At 51.2% G+C, this 2,633-nt stretch carries 4 protein-coding genes; 1 reads left to right on the forward strand and 3 read right to left on the reverse strand.

Going from position 1 to position 2,633, the window contains the following annotated elements; all coding sequences use genetic code 11:
• Positions 1-607 (reverse strand): nitroreductase family protein (locus ABYW01_RS18910; RefSeq protein WP_372835856.1); only part of this gene is annotated, 607 nt, incomplete at its 3' end.
• A 27-nt stretch (positions 608-634) separates the two neighbouring features.
• Positions 635-1,549: an EamA family transporter gene (locus ABYW01_RS18915; RefSeq protein ID WP_372835858.1), complete on the reverse strand. Its 915-nt coding sequence runs from the start codon at positions 1,547-1,549 to the stop codon at positions 635-637.
• 87 nt (positions 1,550-1,636) lie between these two features.
• Here ABYW01_RS18915 and ABYW01_RS18920 point away from each other — a divergent pair, with 87 nt between their 5' ends.
• Positions 1,637-2,152, forward strand: coding sequence for a MarR family winged helix-turn-helix transcriptional regulator (locus ABYW01_RS18920; protein WP_193954209.1), 516 nt, complete (start codon positions 1,637-1,639; stop codon positions 2,150-2,152).
• Between the two features lie 75 nt (positions 2,153-2,227).
• Here the strand turns inward: ABYW01_RS18920 and ABYW01_RS18925 are convergent, their stop codons facing one another.
• Entirely contained in the window at positions 2,228-2,533 is a 306-nt protein-coding gene (locus tag ABYW01_RS18925) for a hypothetical protein (protein WP_193954211.1), read from the reverse strand.
• Positions 2,534-2,633 lie beyond the last annotated feature (100 nt).

Consider the following 2,633-nt stretch of genomic DNA (forward strand, 5'->3'; position numbering starts at 1 on the left):
GCATGACGTCCGAGAGAGGCTTGCGGCGTTTCTGAGGCCAATTATTTTCCTTTGGATAGCCTGCGGTAATCAGCATGACGGGAATCTCTTCCGGTGACAGTTCGAAGGTGTCACTCAGCAATTCCGTATCAAACCCACTCATCGCACCTGTTGCCAGCCCCATCCCCTGAGCTGCCAGCATCAGGGTCATAGCGGCCAGTGACGCAGAGCGAAAAGCCTCCTCACGCTGTAGCTGAGCGTTGTTCTGGTGAGACATTGTGGCTGCAGATACCCAGCTGGCTTGCAGGTTTTCGCTGATAATACCGGCGTCGACTGAGGGTTGAAGTGCTTCAGCCAGGTCTTTATGTGCTTCCAATGTGCCGCAGACAATAAAGGTTACGGGCGCATCTCCAACTTGCGATTGCCCGTATGCGATTTGCTGCAGTTTAGTTCTGGCGATATCAGAGCGAACCGCGATAAACCGCCAGTTCTGAAGGTTATACGCCGAGGGCGCCAGTGTCGCACAGCGCACTAACTCCTCTACCTGCGCATCAGAGACCGGAGAATCCGTCTGGTAGCGCGTGGTGGATGTCCGGGTTTCAAGTAATCGGGTCATTGGGTTGGACATGTAAGTATCCTCTGATGTTAAGTCAGGTTAAGGTTTTGCTGTGCAGCGCGCAGTTGTAGAGTCAGGAACGGCGGTGTGTCGGGAGGTTTTAGGTGCGGAGGCCCATTGCACCGCGAGAATACTGCCCAATACTGTAAACAGTCCAAGCAGTGAAACACCACTCATGCTCTGATCAAGTATTAGCCAGCCTAATATCACTGCTGTGAGGGGGCTCAGCAGGCCAAGGGAGGACACCGCAACGGGAGAGACCCGGCTAATGCCTCTGAACCAGAGTGCGTATGCAAGCAGCGCCCCAAACAGTGATAAATAGATATAACCGACGACCTGGAGGGCGTTGAGGCTTGGCAGCGGTGGATCAACGATCAGTGCAATCGGCATTAACATCAAGCCGCCGAGCAACAATTGCCAGCCTGTCATTGCCAGAACCGGCAGGTCACTGCGCCAGCGACGTGTCAGATATGTGCCGCCTGCCATACAGATTGCGCCAATCAGCGCGGCAGCAATACCGATTGGATCCCAAGCGGCTCCTGGCGCGAGTAGTAGCGCTGCCATGCCGATGACACCTGTAAAGCTCGCCCACACCGCCAGTTTAGCTGGACGTTGCTGATCACATCCCCATATCAGTCCCATCACGATCAATGGCTGAATCGCGCCCAATACCGCAGCAAGTCCGCCAGGTAATCGATATGCTGCAACAAACAGGAACGCTTGAAATACACCAATATTCAATGCAGCGAGAATGATAAGCCGCCACCATTGGCAGTGTTTAAGAAAACGTAGGCTAAACATTACCAGCAGAATTCCGGCAGGGAGTGTTCGTAGTAGCGCTGCAGTGAATGGGCGATCTGCTGGCAACAGTTCTGTGGTCACAATATAGGTTGAGCCCCAGACCATCGGCGCCAGCGCAGTTAGAAAAAGATCGGAAAAGCGTGTGATAGGCATAGTTATTTGTCTTCAGTTCAAGATAAAATAAAGTCTTGCATGTAAATACCTTGATATCAAGATAAATTATTTGAAGAGAGTGTGGCAATGAAGGCTAAGCAGCAGAAAGATGCAGTCGACTTGATTCTGGATCAATGGGAGCGTGAAAGACCCGATCTGGATGTGACTCCTATGGGGACGTTGGGACGGTTGAAGCGCAGTGCTGCGTTGTTACAGCGAAGATTGGATGTTGTTTTTGCTGAGTTTGGCATGACGCTGTGGGAGTTTGATGTACTGGCGACGTTACGTCGTTCTGGCGCGCCCTACTGCTTGGCTCCTACCGAGTTGTTTTCAACACTGATGATAACCTCCGGTACGATGACCCATCGCTTAAAAAGCCTGGAATCGTCCGGGTTGGTTGAGCGGCAGGCAAATCCCGACGACGCGCGTAGCAAGCTGGTTAAACTAACAGACAAAGGGTTGGATCTGATCAATAGAACTGTCGAAGCGCATGTGGATAATATCCACGGCATTCTGGCTCCGCTGGCGGGAAGTGACCTTCAAGCGTTGGATCAGGGATTGGTGGCCATGCTGGGGATGCTTGAATCTGCAGATGAGAAGTAAGGCCGCTTTATTTCGGGCAAAAGAAAACCCCGGCAACCGAAGTTGGCGGGGCTTCTGGAAGAACTAAACCTGATATTACTTGGACAGGTTAGTTACTTCGCTCATTGCAGCTTCGCGAGCTTCAGTCGCGATCGCAGTGAATGCTTCGCCCTGTGCTTTCAGCAGTTCGAACAGTGCTTTGTTCGCTTCAACGTTGAACTGGATTACATCTTCAGGAGATTTCAGTTCTTTTGCTTTTTCAGCTTCAGTCTGGAAGAAGCTAGTCAGTGCTTCACCTGTTTTCTGCTGCTGTGCAACAGACTTAGAGATAGCGTCGGCCTGAATGGTCATCAGGGTTTTAACAGCTTCGAAAGGCTTCTGGAAATCAACGTTGTTAGTCATGGCGAGTGCTCCGATAAATTTTGTTGCAGTGCAAAATCAGTATGCAGCCATATTACTGGTTGAAAATCAGCCAGTCAACATGTTTTTGTGCGGTGCACAA

It is taken from the genome of Pontibacterium sp. (assembly GCF_041587635.1).
In the GTDB taxonomy this organism is placed as follows: Bacteria; Pseudomonadota; Gammaproteobacteria; order Pseudomonadales; family Balneatricaceae; genus Pontibacterium.

Bases quoted from the DNA above. Each gene is read 5' to 3' on its own strand.
- ABYW01_RS18915 (WP_372835858.1), bottom strand. From the start codon at position 1,549: ATGCCTATCACACGCTTTTCCGATCTTTTTCTAACTGCGCTGGCGCCG.
- ABYW01_RS18920 (WP_193954209.1), top strand. From the start codon at position 1,637: ATGAAGGCTAAGCAGCAGAAAGATGCAGTCGACTTGATTCTGGATCAA.
- ABYW01_RS18925 (WP_193954211.1), bottom strand. From the start codon at position 2,533: ATGACTAACAACGTTGATTTCCAGAAGCCTTTCGAAGCTGTTAAAACC.